17 protein-coding genes are annotated in these 16,584 nt (G+C 37.8%); 7 read left to right on the forward strand and 10 right to left on the reverse strand.

The annotated features are described in order from the left end of the window. Positions 1-196 precede the first annotated feature (196 nt). The gene (locus tag ACQ7EO_RS12605; protein WP_434277490.1) at positions 197-1,345 is read left to right on the forward strand and encodes a hypothetical protein; all 1,149 of its coding nucleotides are present in this window, start codon (positions 197-199) and stop codon (positions 1,343-1,345) included. Positions 1,346-1,402: 57 nt separating this feature from the next. On the opposite strand, the gene epsC is transcribed toward ACQ7EO_RS12605, so the two are convergent. Beyond that, positions 1,403-2,311 carry a serine O-acetyltransferase EpsC gene (gene epsC / locus ACQ7EO_RS12610; RefSeq protein WP_434277492.1) on the reverse strand — a complete coding sequence of 303 codons (909 nt, stop codon included), beginning with the start codon at positions 2,309-2,311 and terminating at the stop codon, positions 1,403-1,405. 603 nt (positions 2,312-2,914) lie between these two features. Here epsC and ACQ7EO_RS12615 point away from each other — a divergent pair. The 3 genes from ACQ7EO_RS12615 to ACQ7EO_RS12625 all read left to right on the forward strand — a co-directional run bounded on the left by ACQ7EO_RS12615 (position 2,915) and on the right by ACQ7EO_RS12625 (position 6,487). Beyond that, positions 2,915-3,403 carry a rhodanese-like domain-containing protein gene (locus ACQ7EO_RS12615; RefSeq protein WP_004820984.1) on the forward strand — a complete coding sequence of 163 codons (489 nt, stop codon included), beginning with the start codon at positions 2,915-2,917 and terminating at the stop codon, positions 3,401-3,403. Between the two features lie 209 nt (positions 3,404-3,612). Continuing rightward, complete coding sequence (locus tag ACQ7EO_RS12620; RefSeq protein WP_004721119.1) at positions 3,613-4,545, forward strand: family 2A encapsulin nanocompartment shell protein; 933 nt, start codon at positions 3,613-3,615, stop codon at positions 4,543-4,545. Beyond that, positions 4,520-6,487: a family 2A encapsulin nanocompartment cargo protein cysteine desulfurase gene (locus tag ACQ7EO_RS12625; RefSeq protein ID WP_434277495.1), complete on the forward strand. Its 1,968-nt coding sequence runs from the start codon at positions 4,520-4,522 to the stop codon at positions 6,485-6,487. The genes ACQ7EO_RS12620 and ACQ7EO_RS12625 overlap by 26 nt, the downstream gene beginning before the upstream one ends. 312 nt (positions 6,488-6,799) lie before the next feature. On the opposite strand, the gene ACQ7EO_RS12630 is transcribed toward ACQ7EO_RS12625, so the two are convergent. Genes ACQ7EO_RS12630 through ACQ7EO_RS12645 form a run of 4 tightly spaced genes read right to left on the reverse strand, consistent with a single transcriptional unit; the run spans position 6,800 to position 8,898 of the window. Beyond that, on the reverse strand, positions 6,800-7,261 hold the full coding sequence (locus ACQ7EO_RS12630; protein ID WP_303577058.1) for a hypothetical protein: 462 nt from the start codon (positions 7,259-7,261) through the stop codon (positions 6,800-6,802). A 10-nt stretch (positions 7,262-7,271) separates the two neighbouring features. Beyond that, positions 7,272-7,892: a hypothetical protein gene (locus ACQ7EO_RS12635; RefSeq protein ID WP_303577057.1), complete on the reverse strand. Its 621-nt coding sequence runs from the start codon at positions 7,890-7,892 to the stop codon at positions 7,272-7,274. A 6-nt stretch (positions 7,893-7,898) separates the two neighbouring features. Beyond that, entirely contained in the window at positions 7,899-8,462 is a 564-nt protein-coding gene (locus ACQ7EO_RS12640) for a PAAR domain-containing protein (RefSeq protein WP_262085821.1), read from the reverse strand. After that, the gene (locus ACQ7EO_RS12645) at positions 8,455-8,898 is read right to left on the reverse strand and encodes a PAAR domain-containing protein (RefSeq protein WP_434277496.1); all 444 of its coding nucleotides are present in this window, start codon (positions 8,896-8,898) and stop codon (positions 8,455-8,457) included. The genes ACQ7EO_RS12640 and ACQ7EO_RS12645 overlap by 8 nt, the downstream gene beginning before the upstream one ends. A 295-nt stretch (positions 8,899-9,193) precedes the next feature. Between ACQ7EO_RS12645 and ACQ7EO_RS12650 the strand changes: the two genes are divergently transcribed. After that, entirely contained in the window at positions 9,194-9,997 is an 804-nt protein-coding gene (locus ACQ7EO_RS12650; protein ID WP_406565193.1) for a peptidoglycan DD-metalloendopeptidase family protein, read from the forward strand. Positions 9,998-10,180: 183 nt separating this feature from the next. Here the strand turns inward: ACQ7EO_RS12650 and ACQ7EO_RS12655 are convergent, their stop codons facing one another. Then, positions 10,181-10,603, reverse strand: coding sequence for an OsmC family protein (locus ACQ7EO_RS12655; protein WP_004721138.1), 423 nt, complete (start codon positions 10,601-10,603; stop codon positions 10,181-10,183). A gap of 151 nt (positions 10,604-10,754) precedes the next feature. Here ACQ7EO_RS12655 and crp point away from each other — a divergent pair, with 151 nt between their 5' ends. Continuing rightward, positions 10,755-11,465, forward strand: coding sequence for a cAMP-activated global transcriptional regulator CRP (crp, locus tag ACQ7EO_RS12660; RefSeq protein ID WP_004721139.1), 711 nt, complete (start codon positions 10,755-10,757; stop codon positions 11,463-11,465). A gap of 328 nt (positions 11,466-11,793) precedes the next feature. Next, positions 11,794-12,843 (forward strand): NADP(H)-dependent aldo-keto reductase, encoded by a 1,050-nt coding sequence (locus tag ACQ7EO_RS12665; protein ID WP_434277497.1) that lies wholly within the window; start codon positions 11,794-11,796, stop codon positions 12,841-12,843. 94 nt (positions 12,844-12,937) lie between these two features. Here the strand turns inward: ACQ7EO_RS12665 and ACQ7EO_RS12670 are convergent, their stop codons facing one another. The 4 genes from ACQ7EO_RS12670 to ACQ7EO_RS12685 form a co-directional block, all read right to left on the reverse strand. Beyond that, complete coding sequence (locus ACQ7EO_RS12670; protein WP_004721143.1) at positions 12,938-13,723, reverse strand: M48 family metallopeptidase; 786 nt, start codon at positions 13,721-13,723, stop codon at positions 12,938-12,940. A 111-nt stretch (positions 13,724-13,834) separates the two neighbouring features. Continuing rightward, positions 13,835-14,140, reverse strand: coding sequence for a hypothetical protein (locus ACQ7EO_RS12675; RefSeq protein ID WP_004820960.1), 306 nt, complete (start codon positions 14,138-14,140; stop codon positions 13,835-13,837). A gap of 140 nt (positions 14,141-14,280) precedes the next feature. Beyond that, positions 14,281-15,072, reverse strand: coding sequence for a M48 family metallopeptidase (locus ACQ7EO_RS12680; RefSeq protein WP_004820958.1), 792 nt, complete (start codon positions 15,070-15,072; stop codon positions 14,281-14,283). Between the two features lie 177 nt (positions 15,073-15,249). Further along, complete coding sequence (locus ACQ7EO_RS12685) at positions 15,250-16,569, reverse strand: adenylosuccinate synthase (RefSeq protein ID WP_004721148.1); 1,320 nt, start codon at positions 16,567-16,569, stop codon at positions 15,250-15,252. Between the last annotated feature and the right edge of the window lie 15 nt (positions 16,570-16,584).

The raw sequence follows: 16,584 nt of genomic DNA on the forward strand, positions 1-16,584 counted from the left end.
ATAGTGAATTAATTTATATATTTTTCAAAAACTTACCAAAACACTTGGAATAGATTTCAGTATTAATATCTGTGCTGAAACGTTATTTTTCAAGTAAGATGATGGAAAAATATAGAAGATTAGTTTTTTAAGCGTTTGTATTTTCAACGATATGCTTTTAGAGTAAGGAGTATTGAGAGATTTTAGTATAAGAACAATGTTGACTTTCGGTAAATCATTCTCTGTATTAATTGCAGTATCTGCACTGTATGCCTGTGGCTACAAATCGCCAAATAGTGAAGAATTTCCGCACCAACATATCCAGCAATTAACACCAAATATATCAGGCATAGAATTCACATGGTTTAAAACCTCTGATGATATGAATAGAAAAGCCATCAATGAAAATTTTATTGTCTACAATTGCCCTGAAAGTCATGTAAAACAAAATCCTGTAAAGAATTTTAAAATATGTACTTACGATCTAAATCATGATCAACAGATTCAGCCTCATTTCATTGCTGCGCAAACAAATCAATTGATCAATCAAATTGTCGCCTTAAATCACAATCACTTTCTCATCACTATAAAAACCTTTCAATCTGGTGTGAATGATCCAATGCAAGCTTATTTGTTCAATGCACAGACACAAAATTCAACGGCCATGACTTCATTTTCCTATACTGCATTTGCTCAGACAATTTTAGAGCAAATGGTGCAAGAAAAAATATATCAAAAGAAAGTCTTAGAATATGGCACAACGGTTTATTTTGATCCTCAATATATTTCGGCCAAAGCAACCGCAGAAGCTCAAAAAGAACATAAACAACAGCAGCAATCTGTAATCGAAAATTTCAAAGATATTTTTAGAGACAAGCCTGAACAACCAAAACGTGATTTTTCACCAGATGATTATCCTGCTCAACCTGCTGAACCTTTTAATTTAAAACTCATTCAACAGTTAAAGCTTTATCTACAACAGCACCAAGCAGAATGTTATTTAATTCTTAATCACGAAACACAGCTCTTAAAAACACCACAAAGTTATCTCTATAGTCGTGATTTTTCCAAATTTCTGCCACAGTTAGCAGATGAAATAAGACTGCCTGAATGCAAAAAGCCAGTAGAGTTATCCACTGTAAATGCCAAATATCTAAAATATCAAAGTATTGATGACGTTCAAGGTTCAGGAAATCATTATATATTCTGGTTTACACCGATTGGCTATGATGTATTTGAAATCAAACAACATGGGCAAAATAAACAATTTAAGCTGCCCATTGACACTGCTTGGATATATCAAATTAGAAATAAACTGATCATCTCGGTTGATCAAACTTACTACATCATTCCACTTTCTGAATGAAGCATTTTAACCGCATAAAAATTTTATGCTACGCAACCTATTAAGCTTTCAATGCATTTACACTTCTGACTTGGTTGCAGAACTTTGAGAAACCGCACTATTTGCTGCAACGCTTTGGGTAATCCATACATTTCCACCGATTACAGCGCCTTGACCAATAGTAATACGCCCAAGAATAGTTGCACCTGCATAGATCACCACATTGTCTTCTACGATTGGGTGACGTGCATATTCTTTTTGTAAACGCCCAGAATCATCAATTTCAAAACGTTTAGCACCAAGCGTAACGGCTTGGTAAATCCGCACATTTTTACCAATAATACAGGTTTCACCAATCACCACACCTGTACCATGATCAATAAAGAAACCTTGATCGACTTGTGCGCCTGGGTGTATATCAATGCCAGTTTTTGAATGTGCAATCTCAGCAATTAAACGTGCCAACAGTGACAAGTCTTTTTTATAAAACTCATGTGCAATACGATGGTAAATAATTGCCAAAATACCGGGATAACACAATAAAACCTCATCAACACTTCGTGCAGCTGGATCACCATCATAGGCCGCAATCACATCTGTATCTAAAATACGGCGTAGATCTGGTAATTTTTGTGCAAATTCACTGACGATACTTTGTGACAATACCTCAATCACATCGGCATTTTCGTTATGCTTTTTATATTTATAATCATAGGTTAAATTGAGTTTGACTTGCTCCAATAAGGAATGCAAAGTTTTCTCAAGTGCATGTGCAATATAAAAATTTTCACTTTGTTGGCGTAGGTCAGGTGGCCCCAGTCGCATGGGGAACAAGATGCCACACAGATCATTCATGATTTTCTTAATTTCATCTTTTGAAGGTAATTCCCTACCGCCAAAGTCTTTTAAGCTTTTACGTTGAGTACGCCATTCATTTCGAGCTTGTTGTAGCTCATCCACAATATTGGGGATATTCCATTGGGTCATATATTTACCTACTGAAATGACTTTTCACAATCCATGCGCTTAACATGAAATTTTATTATTCACTTTGAATGAACAGGGTCTGTTGGCAATTCGTTTATGTTTGCGACGACGAGTGTTTTTTAGGCGATCCGAGGCACGAAATACGAAATTTAGTCATCTAAACTAGTAGTTCGTAACGAAGTAGCGGCAAAAAACACTCTAGTCCCTCAACTACACTTTAGACTGCAAACAAAGCAGTGCTTTGTTCTTACTCTGGGTTATCGTTAAAATTATCTCAGCCTACATTATAAAACGCAGAAATAAGCTGGCTATTCTCCTTATCCCATGCGTTACGACATATACGCTCATGCTCATTTTAACCTACAACGCAAACTATAATATGAAATGCTAGCAGACCCTTGATACTATTTTATTAGCAATCTTGTAGATAAACATTCTTCGTATAAAGATATCTTTAAAAATCATTTAAACCTTATTTCAAAATAAGAATAAGCAATTCAATTTTTATTAATTTATTGAATATATAAAATCATTATAGTTGTTATCAATACATCTGATACATGATGACTTAGACGTGATTTAAGTCTGAAAAAGGCAAATGAAATGACAAGTTTAAATCAACAACACTTTACCGAATTAACAACGGCTCAAATTGAAAATATCTTTGAACAAGCAAAACAACGTGTTGAAGATCATTATCTAGAATTTACGGGAACGATTTTACCTCATGAAGCATGGGCTTTGTTTAAAGCAGGACATGTGGTGATTGTCGACGTACGCACCAACGAAGAACGTAAATTTGTCGGCTATGTAGAAGATACCGTGCATATCCCTTGGGCAACAGGAACTGCGCTGAACCGCAATCCACGCTTTGCCAAAGAACTTGAAACTAAAATTGGAAAAGACAAGATTATTCTTCTGCTTTGTCGCAGTGGTAAACGTTCCGCTGCTGCTGCAAATGTGGCTTTTAATGCGGGTTTTGAAAATATTTACAATATTGAACAAGGCTTTGAAGGCGACCTTGATGAAAATGATCATCGTGGTTCTTTTAATGGATGGCGTTTCCACAATTTACCTTGGCGTCAGGAATAAGGCTTTTGCTTTATTCCCCTTATGATTTTTATCAATCCTCGAAAATGGCAATAAAACGCACGCAATAAACCTCAAATTAATCCAATAAATATACAGCGCAATTAAACCCCAAGAGCAAAATTTTTACTTTATTGGAGAAGATAACAACAGCATTTTTAAATCAAACCAGTAATCAATAATTAATTTCCAATACCACCAAGGATTAAAACATGGCTAAGAACCAAGAAGTCACACGCCAAGCGTTGAATGATCAAGCAGCTCGTCAACTTGCCAATGCGACAAAAACAGTACCGCAACTCTCCACCATTACACCACGTTGGCTAACACATTTATTGCAATGGACCCCTGTTGAAGCGGGTATTTACCGTGTCAACAAAGTCAGCAATACCGATGACATTCAGGTGGCGTGTACACAACGTGATGAAGCAACACTTCCACAAACTTTTGTCGACTATGAAGTTAATCCACGTGAATACTTTTTAAATGGTGTTTCCACTGTACTGGATATTCATACCCGTGTTTCTGACTTATATAGTAGTCCTCACGATCAAATCAAAGAACAGTTACGCTTAACCATCGAGACCATTAAAGAACGTCAAGAAAGTGAATTGATCAATAATCCTGAATACGGCTTATTGGCAAGTGTTGCAGATGAACAACGTATTTCCACTTTGACAGGTGCACCCACACCAGATGATTTTGATGATTTACTGCGCAAAGTTTGGAAAGAACCGGGCTTCTTCTTAGCACATCCCGATGCGATAGCGGCTTTTGGACGTGAATGTACCCGTCGTGGTGTTCCACCACCAACCGTAAGCCTATTTGGTTCACAGTTCATCACTTGGCGCGGTATTCCACTGATTCCTTCAAATAAAATTCCAGTTGAAGACGGCAAAACCAAAATTATCTTGTTACGTGTCGGTGAAAAGCGTCAAGGTGTTGTTGGCTTATTCCAACCAGGTCTTGCAGGTGAACAGGCACCGGGCCTATCTGTACGCTTTATGGGCATCAATCGTAATGCAATCGCCTCTTACTTAATCTCCTTATATTGTTCTCTTGCTGTGTTGACAGATGATGCACTCGCTGTGCTCGAAGATGTGGAGGTAGACAAGTACCATGACTATCCAACAACTTACAAGTAATCAAGCCACTCCAGATATTTCTTCTGATCATATTGCTGATGCACCCATCAGTGAATCTGTCATTGCTCAATTGGCTGCTGAATTTTTTTCGGCTTTACCCAAACAAAACCCACAAGGTTTTAACTTTGATCTACCCGATCAACGATCTCAAGGTGTTAGCCATCAACCACAGCCTAAAGATCCTATTGCTGCATTGTCTGGACGTATACCTGCCATTGTGCAACAGGCAAATTTAAATCCAGATTCTACACATCACTATGTAGAACCGACCGCCGATCATCCTGAGCGTAGAATTCTATCTTCCTCGCCCATCGTTGGGGGTGCAAATACTCCTGATCCATTTGCTATCGGACAAAAGCTAGATTTGTCATTGAATCCTACACAAATCACACAACAGACTGCTCCATCAAACCTAACAACGACTGCACCACATCAAGCTCAATCAAGTTATTACTTTTTGGATCTGCCTCACCCTGAAGTTGCCAGCGCCCAAACAGTAAATACAAATGTGGCTCAAACTGATGTGCTTAAAAATCCATATGCTTTTGATGATTATCATGTGACTGATGACCAGCAATTAAAAAGTGTATTACAAGATCGTAACGACAAACCTGCAACCGCAGCGTCTGGTTATTATTTTCTTCAATCACCTACCATTGAAGCTCTTCGTCCGCATTCAGATGTGCAAATACCAGCGAATACTCAGAACTATCAACCCATTGATATTTTGCAAATCCGTCGGGATTTTCCCATCCTACAAGAACGTGTAAATGGTAAGCAATTGGTTTGGTTGGATAATGCAGCCACCACCCATAAACCTCAGGCGGTCATCGATCGAATTTCATATTTCTATCAACATGAAAATTCGAATATTCACCGTGCAGCACATGAACTTGCAGCACGTGCCAGTGATGCTTATGAGTATGCGCGTGATGTTGTGGCTCGCTTTATTGGGGCCGCTTCAGCAAAAAATATCGTCTTTGTTCGAGGTACAACAGAAGGTATTAATTTAATCGCAAAATCGTGGGGTAAACAGAATATTCAAGCGGGAGACGAAATCATTGTGTCCCATCTTGAGCATCATGCCAATATTGTACCTTGGTACCAACTCAGTAAAGAAACTGGTGCAAAACTCCGTGTGATTCCTGTAGATGATACTGGTCAGATTCAGATTGAGGAATTTGTAAAATTGCTCAATCCTAGAACCAAACTGGTTTCGATTACACAGGTTTCTAATGCCTTGGGTACTGTAACGCCTACTCAAGAAATTATTGCATTGGCGCATGCAGCGGGTGTGCGAGTTTTGATTGATGGTGCTCAGTCTGTTTCACATATGCCCACCAATGTTACTGCCTTAGATGCCGATTTCTTTGTGTTTTCTGGGCATAAAGTTTTTGGCCCAACGGGTATTGGCGCTGTTTATGCCAAGTCTGAATTACTTGATAGCATGCCTGTATGGGAAGGCGGCGGAAATATGATTCAGGATGTGACGTTTGAGAATGTGGTCTATCAACCTGCCCCAAATAAATTTGAAGCAGGTACGGGGAATATTGCAGATGCTGTTGGCTTAGGTGCTGCCTTAGAATACGTAGAAAGCATTGGAATCCATAACATTGCACGTTATGAACATGACTTGCTTGAATATGGTCAACATGCGCTACAAAGTGTTTCTGGTCTACGTCTGATAGGTACTGCATTAAATAAAGCCAGTGTGATGTCTTTTACACTAGCAGGCTATGAAACGGAAGAGGTCGGGAAAGTACTCAACCAATATGGTATCGCCGTGCGTACTGGGCATCATTGTGCCCAACCGATCTTACGCCGTTTCGGTGTTGAACGTACGGTACGCCCTTCTCTTGCGTTTTATAATACCACTGAGGAAATTGATTTATTGGTTTCAGTATTGCATCAACTGCGCCGTGCTAAACCTTATAAATCTTAATTTTAAACTTTAGCGTTTACTTTTTAGTTCTTAATGACTTTATTGATCGATCATAATCACATGCTTAATTAATTAGGCATGCGATTTTTCGAGGTGGTGATTGTATGATCTATTTTTGAATGGAATGTGTAATTCATCCAATGACTAAAAATATCCTCTCAATTCGATAAAACGCTACACTCCAACAAACTAATTAAGTCGCTATTTAGCTTAAATCAGATTGATTTACCATTATTTTTATCAACCTATTTTTGCAACATTTTTAAGACTATATTACTCATAACTTTAAAATAAATATATCGGCTGTACCTGTTAGTAAGGGCAGTAATTTTTCACGGATGTATTCTTGCTAAAATTTTTACTAATATGCTGGCTCCATATAGCGCGCTTTTTATCGAGCCACTGCAATGCTTCAACATCAGCTAAAGAGGGTTTCGGAGCAAATGGTTTGTAATCTGTCACAAATTTCCCCATCCAACAATAACCAAAAAAATTCTTAGGATCCGTATGGTCTTCTACAACATACTTTTCAGGAAATTGTTGTTCATACGCATACATTGAAAACAGTTTTGCTAATGAGGATTTATATATTGCATCAGAAACTACATTTTTTTTGGTTACATCAGCAGCTCGATATACTGGAATATCGTAACTAATAAACACTTCACTTGTTTCAATATATTTTTGTACAAAGTCCACTTCTGACTCATTTGCAGAACAACCCAAAGTAATAAAAGGTAGTAAAGCAAAGAGAGTTAATTGTCTAAAAATCATATTATTCTATTCATCTCTTATCATATTCTTGCAATTGGGATACTGAACCCTCACCTCGATACGTCCCATCCAAAGTTAATTGCTTAAGCATAGCTGGGTGATAATCAGTGTTAAAAATAGACTTAAAGGTTGCCCTATTTACATAAAGTGGAGAATAACCATTTTCTGCTAATTGCTGAATATTACTCATAGCTTCAGGTAATTTCAGGTTATTTTTAACACCTAAAGCTTTAAATATATCCATTAAGCCAAATGGCGGAACTTTCAAACGCAAAGAAAAAGTAGCTTTTTCAAACTGCATTACAAGCTTGGTCGCATCTTTCAAAGCATGTTTTCGCACATATTGTTGAAACTTTATATACATCATGGTGTTGAATGAAAGCTTATTAATCATTCCATCACCAAATTTATTTATGTCATATTCCAAGCCAAAGCGCAAAGCTAAGAAAAATTCTACCTTATTTATTTCTTGAAGTGCTTTCCAATGATCTTCGTCAAAGAAAAAATTGTAAGGTGCAGCAATGTAGTAATTACCAACTTTAAACGCTGGATTACACGTTACAGTGGGATAGTTACAAACTTCAATACCCTTAGGAAACATACCCTTATCAGTTACAATAACGTCAGCCATAATTTTTTACCCTAAGTCATCATCTAGTGGAGGCATTGGTTTAGAAAGGTCATAAATAATTAGCTCTACTTGTTCCTCTTGATCACCTGAATCAATATGAACTGTATTTCCATCTTCATCAGTTTTCCCCTCAATAACTTCACCGTTTGCACGTTTCAATTGGTATGGAAAATCAACCAACGGTTTCTGAGTAGCTTTATCTAATAATTGATACTGCAAACCAAAATTTGTTGAGATTACTTTATCTATAAAGCTATTTTGTAAAGGCTCTTTTGAGCCTGAAGAACGAATATAAAGAGAACCTTGACTTGTTCCAACAACATGATCTTGTTTAGGTAAAATTTTAGCTCCACAACTTAATAGATCGTCAACGTAAGCGACTGGTTTTCCGTCCATAATAATATGGTTATGACTCGGTTGTATTGTCGACCAGCATTTACACTTAGGACAAAAGTGACCATCCCCTGCACATAGAAATAGATTTCCCATTTGGGATGTTCGCTGTTGAGTTGCTTGAATGATGCCTCCATGATTTGTCATAGAGTTATGAATTGCAAAACCTTTAGCCATGATTAACACCTTCTTGGCACAAAAAGCCTTCAGGGGTCTTATCACCAATAAAGATATTTATAGCTACAGAGATGTTAGGGCTATCTACAATCTCATCACCATTCTCTAAGGAGCTTCCCACCAATGCAGCGGACTGACCATTTATAAGGCAACCCTTGCCAGCTCCTGAAATGATTTTAGAAATTGTCCCATCTGCGTAAATAACATCGTCACCAACTAAAGCAATAGGCAATCCACCTATTCGGCTTTGCAATGCACTCGCTTTAACTAACCCACCATTTTTAGTTTTAGCCCCATTTACCGCAAGGTAATAGATTTTTTTGGGCCTATGTCGAAAATAAAGCTGCTCTGCTTTTATTGTTTGCTTTATGTCTTCTTGAGACATCTGTTTGAACTGTTCAATTGGTAATTCATGTAAAAATTTAGGTTTCGTCATACTTAGTCCAATTATTGTTATTCAATGAAGGCATAAAGATTAAAACATAAGATCAAACATTAAGACAAATTTAATAGAATTGTTAATTATATTAAATAATGTAAAATTATTTACTCAAATTAATCACAGTCTTTTATCATGCTCATTTTCTAATTATCTGGCTTATTATGTTTATGGCCAATCGCTTTAAGTAATTCACTTACATCTGTCTTGTCTTATAATTTAACAATCACATGCTTGAGCATCTGAATAAAAAAGCGAGATACTACAAAAAATTAAACCTTGTATGTTATTTATGCCTTCAATCAAAAAACTTTTCCTACTATCTAGCTTAATTATAGCAACTCAAGCCTTCGCCTTACCTCAAGACTCACGTCGTGCAGGTGGCATAGCGGTTATTCCTGTTGCTAAAACTGTGTTAAATGTCACTTACCAAGATAAACCTGTCTTGATCGTGGATGGTGAAAATGCAGTAAATCATATTGTTTTTGGAATTCCGCTTTCAGCGCCATTGGGTTCACTGCAATTACAAAGCTCTACAGGCCCAATTAATATTGAAGTGAAGCCATTTAAATATGCTGAGCAACGCCTCAATGTAAAAAATCAGGATTACGTCAATCCAAATCAGGAACAACTTGATCGTTATAGCCAAGAAGCGAAAGAACAAAACAGTGTTTACAGCTCATTTAGCCCTGCACAATGGAAAGACTTTCCCAAATTTATCCGTCCTACAGCAGGAAAATTTAGTAATTCATTTGGTCGTAAACGTTTTTTTAATGGTGAAGAACGTGCTCCACATTCTGGTTTAGATATCCCTGCTCCCATTGGACAAAAAGTGGTTGCGCCTGCTGCGGGAACAGTGGTTGCGACTGGCAATTATTTCTTTAATGGAAATACTGTCATGATTGATCACGGACAAGGTCTGATCAGTATGTTTTGTCACCTCAGTAAAATCAATGTAGAAAAAGGGCAAATCTTGAAACAAGGAGATTTATTGGGATTGGTGGGTAAAACAGGACGAGTAACAGGCCCACATTTACACTGGGGAATGAGCTTAAATAATGCCAGAGTTGACCCACAATTATTTTTATCACCTTAATTTAGCAAGAAAAATGCGAAGAAACCTTTGAACGCTTGTTTCAAAAATGCTTATTTTTGAACAAATACACATTTTGTAATAATTTATTTTTTTAATTTTGATCGGATAAGTCACCAACTTAAGCAGCCAAAACACGTTAAAAAAAAGCCAATCTTTTGATTGGCTTTTTTAAAATTAATTCCGTTATTCCGCGGAAATAATTTCAAAATCATGGGTGATTTCAACACCACCATCTGACAGCATTTTACTTGCTGAGCAATACTTTTCGGCTGATAATTCAACAGCTTTAGCTACTTGCTTCTCTTTTACATCATGCCCTGTTACCACAAAATGTAAATGTATCTTCGTGAATACAGCGGGAATCGTGTCTGCGCGATCCGCTTTGAGCTGACAAACAACATTTGTTACATTTTGCCTAGATTTCTTTAAAATGGTCACAATATCGAATGAAGCACACCCACCAAGTCCCATTAATATGAGTTCCATAGGACGTGGTCCACGGTTTTCACCACCATATTCAGCAGAACCATCCATCACAATTTGATGACCACTTTCTGATTTTGCTTCGAAAGCAACATTCTCTAACCAATGAACGCTAGTTTGCATTGCAACTACCTAAAAAAAGCTATAAATTTACGGGGTACCTGTACACTAGCATAAAATGAGTTGATAAGGAATTTCATCTCTACTGCTTCTACGTGACGAGTTCAATTTAGATCAACAGATCTAGTTATTATCCAATTCGGAATTTTTAAGCATGTCTTCTAATTTTGCACAACTTAGTACAGATGCTTTGTCTCCTGGTCAACTACCTGAGTCAGTCAAAGCTTTGCTCAAAAGAGCCCACATCAATCGTTTTCCAAAACGCTCAACGATTATTGATGCAGGTTCAGAGTCAAAATCACTGTATTTAATTTTAAAAGGTTCAGTTTCAATTATTTTACGTGAAGATGATGAACGTGAAATTGTTGTTGCATATTTGAACCCTGGGGACTTTTTTGGGGAAATGGGATTATTTGAGCAGAATCCACAACGTACTGCGGAAGTAAGAACCCGTGACGTATGTGAAATTGCTGAAATTTCATATGACAATTTCCACGAAATTAGTAAACAATATCCTGACTTAAGTTATGCCGTATTTGCACAACTTGTTCGTCGTTTAAAAAATACAACACGCAAAGTAACTGACCTTGCATTTATTGATGTATCTGGTCGTATTGCGCGTTGTTTAATTGATCTTTCAGCACAGCCTGAAGCGATGATCTTGCCAAACGGCCGTCAAATCCGCATTACTCGCCAAGAAATTGGTCGTATCGTGGGTTGTTCCCGTGAAATGGTTGGTCGTGTTCTAAAAACACTTGAAGAACAAGGCATGATCGAAACCGACGGTAAAGCCATCCTTATATTTGATGTATCTTTGGAAGAATCTAATTTTTCTGAAGACGAACTAAGCACAGATGATGAATAAAGCTTGAGAACAAATTTGAGAATTTAATTCCTTAAAGAATTATGTTGAATGGGATAAATATCAAATATTGTCAAAAAGTTAAAATATAGTTTAAAAGCAAACTCCCGAGTTTGCTTTTTTCATGTTGCGATAAATACACAGAGAATTACTGTGAGCTGGTCTCATGACCATGTTATAAAACAAGACCAAGCTAAAATGAGCATTTTATAAAAAATCAGATAACTTTATCTTATTTTGATAATTAGAAACATTCTTTCACTTAGTTATCAAATTTAAATTACGTTATTATTCTCATAAGATACTGAATATTAATTTTGAAGGACATAAAATGAAGTCAAATCGTTTAGGGCATTCTGATCTTGTGGTCCCTGAAATTTGTTTAGGTACCATGACCTTTGGTGAACAAAATAATCAGAATGAAGCATTTGAACAACTTGCTTATGCACTCGATCAAAATATTCATTTCTGGGATACTGCTGAAATGTATCCCGTACCCCCTAAACCAGAAACACAGGGGTCGACTGAAAGCATCATTGGGAATTGGATTGCTCAAAACGGTCAGCGTGACAAACTTATCATTGCCACAAAAATTGCAGGCCCCCAACAAGGTGGCAGTCAAATTCGTGATGGGCATACCAAGTTTATAGAAGCAGAGATCAGTAGTGCTATTGATAGCTCGCTCAAGCGCTTACAAACAGACTATATAGATCTTTACCAACTGCATTGGCCACAACGCCCTGTTAACTTCTTTGGCACGTTGGGTTACAGCAATCAACTCGCAGCACGTACACAAGAGATTACCCCGCTTGCTGAAACCTTAGAAGCACTCTCAAAAGAAGTGAAAAAAGGACGTATTCGCCATATCGGCCTGTCTAATGAGACACCTTGGGGTACCTTAAAGTTTTTACATTTAGCTGAACAATTGGGCTTAGAAAAAATTGTGAGTGTACAAAACCCTTATAGTTTGCTTAATCGTACTTATGAAATTGGGATGTCTGAGATCGCACAACATGAGGGCGTCGGCTTACTTGCTTACTCACCGTTGGCCTTTGGTTACCTAACTGGAAAGTATCGCCACGGCGCACTCCCTGAAAAAGGACGTATTACGCTTTTTTCTCGCTTTAGCCGCTATAGCAATCCACAAAGTGATTGGGCAACTGAACAATATGCACAGCTTGCAGAAAAACATGGTTTAACACTTACCCAATTGGCTTTGGCATTTATTAAACAACAATTTTTTGTGAGTAGTACCATTATTGGTGCGACTACGCTCGACCAACTGAAAGAGAATATTCAGGCCTTTGATACCCAATTGTCTGAGGAAATTTTATTGGAAATAGATGCGATTCATCAGCAGCAGCCAAACCCCGCACCTTAAGCACTGGTTTTAAAACACGTGTTGTTCTACATTGTTTTCAATAAAAAAGGATGCATAAGCATCCTTTTCTATTCGATAGGTTTTATCAAAAAACTTATCTTCCGCCTCGTGCAGTATAAACTGCCATTGCAGCAGGTAAATTCTTTTTCATTGCATTGATACGATTGACATCAGATGGATGTGTTGACAGTAATGCAGAACCTTTTCCTCCACCCTGTTTCGCCATTTTTTCCCACAAGGTAATTGCCGCTTGAGGGTTATAGCCAGCTTTCGCCATCATCATTAAGCCACCCTCATCTGCACGACTCTCTAAACTACGTGAGTACGGTAAGCCTACCCCGACTTGGCTTCCCAAATCGAGCGCTGCATTGCCTAATTCACCAATTTGGCTGCCTGCATAAGATTTACCAATACCAACTGCAAGATTGGTCAACGCTTGCGCACCTAATTTTTGTTTAGAGTGTTCCTCTAAAGCATGGGTCATTTCGTGGCCCATCACCGCAGCAACTTCAGCTTCAGATAAATTGAGTCGATTTACAATCCCTGTGTAGAAAACCACTTTACCACCGGGTGCAACATAAGCATTGATTTCATCTGACTTAAGTACTGCCAATTGCCAGTCAAATCGTTGACCCGTTTGGTTCATTTGATCAGCAAAAGGTTTTAATCGAATAAATGCTGCATTTACTTTTTTATAAGTTGCAGAAGTTGTATCTAGAGTCTTATTCAAACGTGCTTCTTGCACTGTTTTATTAAAGCCTTGCGTTGCATTTAAATTAAGCGTTGCAGAATCAGCACCTGCCATATCTGCGATAGTTGAGCACCCTGAAATTGAAATGGCAGTCGCCGCACAAAGACTAAGCATTAATTTATTGTTCATTATAATCAACTCCATGGAGAACAAATAAAAGCATTGTGGATTATATGCAAATGTTACATAAGGATAAATCAATAAAATCCATTAATTCATATTAATTATGTAAGTGAAATATCACAAAAATTGAATCGCCAACCAATATATGAGACAAATTACATTCAGCGTCAAATATATGTTTTTCAATGGAATAATCTTTTGTTCTAAATGTTGATCATTTCTTTTGATCAACAAAAACGCATTCTGGATCAAAATAATAGGAACCAGTACACATGCAACCATCACACTCAAACCAAGCAATGCATTATTGATGATATTCAGATCATTGGTTTGTGCCTGAATAATCAGCATTGCGATCGTTGGAGCACCGCCCATAGCAAAAATCAGAGAATAAAATATCGTGCTCGATATATTCTTTTGCATCCTACAAACTCAATGTGTATCTAAAAATACATTTTAACAAGCTAAACTTGAAAACCTAGTCTAATTGATATCGACTTTAGTCTTTTTTAGCTGTAAATAAAAAGCCCGATTTACATCGGGCTTAGCGTTCTGCGATCAAATTACTTTTTAATCACAGATTGATAGATTTGCTTTGCTTCAACCATGTTTTTGTTTAAATCTGAAATACGGTCGTTATTTGATGGGTGCGTTGAAGTGAACTTCTGTACACCATTATTACTACCACCATCAATCTTGTTCATTTTTTGCCAAACGCTGATTGCTGCTTCAGGATTATAGCCAGCTTTCGCCATAAGCATTAATCCACCACGGTCAGCAGACGACTCTAAACTACGTGAATATGGCAAACCTACACCATATTTACTTCCGATATCTAAAGCTTGAGTGCCGACTGAGCCCAATTTATCGCCTGCATAAGTTTTGCCCATTTTCACAGCAAAATCTGTAATTGCAGTTGCGCCAGCACCACGTTTAGAATGCTCTTCTAAGGCATGGGTCATTTCATGTCCCATAATGGCAGCAATTTCAGCATCAGTCAGTTTCAATTGATTGACGATACCTGTAAAGAACACAACCTTACCACCAGGCATAACAAATGCATTGAGTTCATTGGATTTAAGCACGCTCAATTGCCAGTCAAATTTTTGACCCGTTTGATTTGCTTGATCAGCAAAAGGTTTCATCTTTAAGAAAACAGCATTAACTCGTTTATATGTTGCAGATGTTGTATCAAGTGCTTTTTGTGCCTTTGCATCTTCAACAAGAAGTTTATAATCTGCTGCTGCATTGAGGTTTAAAGTCGCAGAATCATTACCCGTTAATTCAGCAACAGTGGTACACCCTGTTAAGCCTATAGCCAACCCTAAGCCAAGTAATAGTTTCTTGTTAATCATTATTTTCACCAAATTTCATAGATCTTATTGCAAGCTTCAAAACGAAGCTCAGCTCTTAGCGGCTGAATTATGTTGTATTTTACAAAAAAAATCAAAATATAATCACACTTTATTTAAAACACCTAAAAAGAATAACAATAAAAAAGCTCCCGAAGGAGCTTTTTAAGATTGAATCAATTAAGCATCAAATGGATGACGCATCACAATTGTTTCATCACGATCTGGACCTGTTGAAATGATGTCGATAGGACATTCAATCAACTGCTCAATACGTTTTACATAGTTAATTGCGTTTTGTGGCAATTGATCCAATGATTTCGCACCAAACGTAGACTCAGACCAACCAGGCATAGTTTCATAAATTGGTTTTAATGTTTCAAATGCAAGTGCATCTGTAGAACCTACACAACCTGAATCTGCTGCTTCATAACCGATACAGATTTTTACTTCTTCCAAACCATCTAAAACATCAAGTTTAGTTAAGCAAATACCTGATAATGAGTTTACATCTACAGAACGACGTAAGATTTCAGCATCAAACCAACCACAACGACGCTGACGACCAGTCGACGCACCAAATTCCGAACCCACAGTACCCAAATGTTTACCAACAGCATCGCCAACATCATTGGCAGCATCATAAACAAGCTCAGTTGGGAATGGACCCGCACCTACACGAGTTGTATAGGCTTTGGTGATTCCCAAAACATAGTCAAGATGCAATGGACCAAGACCTGAACCAGAACTTACCCCACCAGCAGTAGTGTTCGATGAAGTTACATACGGATATGTACCATGATCAACATCAAGAAGTGAGCCTTGCGCACCTTCAAACATGATGTTTGCACCATCTTTACGATAGTCATGCAATGTTGTAATCACATCTAAAACTAATGGCTTAACCACTTCGCGCCATTGATCACAAAGTGCCAACACATCTTCAACTTTAACTGCTTCAACACCGAAGAATTGAGTCAATTGGAAGTTATGGTATTCAAGAAGCTCTTCAAGCTGTGCTTTAAGATGTTCGCCACCACGAACTAAATCCGCAACACGGATAGCACGACGCGCTACTTTATCTTCATAAGCAGGACCAATACCACGACCTGTTGTACCGATTTTGGCATTACCACGTTTCTTCTCACGCGCTTGATCAAGTGCAATATGGTGAGGAAGAATCAACGGACAGTTTGGAGAAATACGCAGACGTTCACGAACGGGTACGCCTTCTTTCTCAAGAATATCCATCTCTTTGATCAATGCTTCAGGTGAAAGTACAACACCATTACCAATTAAGCAAAGTACGTTTTCACGTAAAATACCTGATGGAATGAGGTGAAGAACTGTTTTCTTACCACCAACGACGAGCGTATGCCCTGCGTTATGTCCGCCTTGATAACGTACTACCGCAGCTGCTTGATCTGTGAGCAGGTCAACGATTTTACCTTTACCTTCGTCGCCCCATTGGGTACCGAGTACCACAACACTTTTGCCCATAATAGCCTCATTACA

The sequence above is a fragment of the Acinetobacter sp. CE-15 genome, assembly GCF_051059255.1.
GTDB lineage: Bacteria > Pseudomonadota > Gammaproteobacteria > Pseudomonadales > Moraxellaceae > Acinetobacter > Acinetobacter guillouiae.

Bases quoted from the DNA above. Each gene is read 5' to 3' on its own strand.
- ACQ7EO_RS12605 (WP_434277490.1), top strand. From the start codon at position 197: ATGTTGACTTTCGGTAAATCATTCTCTGTATTAATTGCAGTATCTGCA.
- epsC (WP_434277492.1), bottom strand. From the start codon at position 2,311: ATGACCCAATGGAATATCCCCAATATTGTGGATGAGCTACAACAAGCT.
- ACQ7EO_RS12615 (WP_004820984.1), top strand. From the start codon at position 2,915: ATGACAAGTTTAAATCAACAACACTTTACCGAATTAACAACGGCTCAA.
- ACQ7EO_RS12620 (WP_004721119.1), top strand. From the start codon at position 3,613: ATGGCTAAGAACCAAGAAGTCACACGCCAAGCGTTGAATGATCAAGCA.
- ACQ7EO_RS12625 (WP_434277495.1), top strand. From the start codon at position 4,520: ATGACTATCCAACAACTTACAAGTAATCAAGCCACTCCAGATATTTCT.
- ACQ7EO_RS12630 (WP_303577058.1), bottom strand. From the start codon at position 7,261: ATGATTTTTAGACAATTAACTCTCTTTGCTTTACTACCTTTTATTACT.
- ACQ7EO_RS12635 (WP_303577057.1), bottom strand. From the start codon at position 7,892: ATGGCTGACGTTATTGTAACTGATAAGGGTATGTTTCCTAAGGGTATT.
- ACQ7EO_RS12640 (WP_262085821.1), bottom strand. From the start codon at position 8,462: ATGGCTAAAGGTTTTGCAATTCATAACTCTATGACAAATCATGGAGGC.
- ACQ7EO_RS12645 (WP_434277496.1), bottom strand. From the start codon at position 8,898: ATGACGAAACCTAAATTTTTACATGAATTACCAATTGAACAGTTCAAA.
- ACQ7EO_RS12650 (WP_406565193.1), top strand. From the start codon at position 9,194: ATGCCTTCAATCAAAAAACTTTTCCTACTATCTAGCTTAATTATAGCA.
- ACQ7EO_RS12655 (WP_004721138.1), bottom strand. From the start codon at position 10,603: ATGCAAACTAGCGTTCATTGGTTAGAGAATGTTGCTTTCGAAGCAAAA.
- crp (WP_004721139.1), top strand. From the start codon at position 10,755: ATGTCTTCTAATTTTGCACAACTTAGTACAGATGCTTTGTCTCCTGGT.
- ACQ7EO_RS12665 (WP_434277497.1), top strand. From the start codon at position 11,794: ATGAAGTCAAATCGTTTAGGGCATTCTGATCTTGTGGTCCCTGAAATT.
- ACQ7EO_RS12670 (WP_004721143.1), bottom strand. From the start codon at position 13,723: ATGAACAATAAATTAATGCTTAGTCTTTGTGCGGCGACTGCCATTTCA.
- ACQ7EO_RS12675 (WP_004820960.1), bottom strand. From the start codon at position 14,140: ATGCAAAAGAATATATCGAGCACGATATTTTATTCTCTGATTTTTGCT.
- ACQ7EO_RS12680 (WP_004820958.1), bottom strand. From the start codon at position 15,072: ATGATTAACAAGAAACTATTACTTGGCTTAGGGTTGGCTATAGGCTTA.
- ACQ7EO_RS12685 (WP_004721148.1), bottom strand. From the start codon at position 16,569: ATGGGCAAAAGTGTTGTGGTACTCGGTACCCAATGGGGCGACGAAGGT.